The sequence below is a fragment of the Shewanella algicola genome, from assembly GCF_014648035.1.
GTDB lineage: Bacteria > Pseudomonadota > Gammaproteobacteria > Enterobacterales > Shewanellaceae > Shewanella > Shewanella algicola.
On record NZ_BMQI01000151.1, the window covers coordinates 1 to 1,034 of the forward strand.

Annotated in this window: 1 protein-coding gene; it reads right to left on the minus strand. The window is 38.9% G+C overall.

Going from position 1 to position 1,034, the window contains the following annotated elements; translation table 11 throughout:
• Positions 1-347: 347 nt before the first annotated feature.
• Positions 348-884, minus strand: a complete 537-nt coding sequence (locus tag IEY42_RS22155; protein ID WP_444544468.1) for an oxidoreductase — start codon at positions 882-884, stop codon at positions 348-350.
• Between the last annotated feature and the right edge of the window lie 150 nt (positions 885-1,034).

Sequence of the window (1,034 nt, forward strand, 5' to 3'; positions counted from 1 at the left end):
GATAAGCACTTAGTAAACCAGAGCTGGCGAGTTAAGTTGAGCTATGCTGCCGTAAGCTCACAATTTACATGGTGCACTCGCAAAAAAGGAATATAAAATCATAGCTATATGTGAACATTAAATTGTTCATTGAATTGGCTGAAAAACACTAGAGATCTCAGCCTGTGAATAAACCTACACTAAATCGCGCGAAGACTGAGCTTCACGCGATTTTTGTTACGGATTAAATTCATTCTATTTCAATTGTTTAGATAATTTTTCATTGTATATAGAATAGTCTATGTAGCCTTTATATGTGCCTCCATACATACTTTCCTGATCTGGTTTATTTAATGGCCAGCCATTTGCTATCCGCTCAGGTAGATCAGGATTTGCAATGGCCGTCCAAAAGCTATAAGGTCACCAAGTCCTGATTCTATTGTTTCCGCTCCTCTATCTGCTGTATATCGTCCGGCATAAATGATTCGACCGTTGAATATGTTCCTGACTTCACGTCGGAAGTTATCAGGGAGCAAAGGAGCATTCTCCCAATCAGCTTCTGCAATCGAGACGTATGCTACTCCTTCATCTTCTAGGACTCTTATCGCTTCGATATACGTAGTATGAGGGTCATCTTCAACAAGACCAATATATACTCGATCTTCTTCAGTACTTGAAAATAATGGAGAAAAGAGAACACCCAAGCGATCTGGACCAACAATTTCTGATACTGCTTGTACAATTTCACGTAAGAAACGTAATCGATTTTCTAATGACCCACCATACTCATCTTTACGTTCATTTGTACGGCACGATATGAATTGGTTTACTAGATAACCATTGGCACAATGAATCTCAACACCATCAAATCCAGCACTAGCCCTTTGCTTATAATAAGTAGCCATTAGATCATTTGGGATATTCCCTGGCTGAGAACTACGTGAACGAGTTAAAGCAGGTAAGACAATACGACTATTGAGTTTATAGCGTCCTCATAGACAGGATCTTTAGCGATAACGCTATATTTTAGGTAGAAAAAAGGCCTTATTTATGAT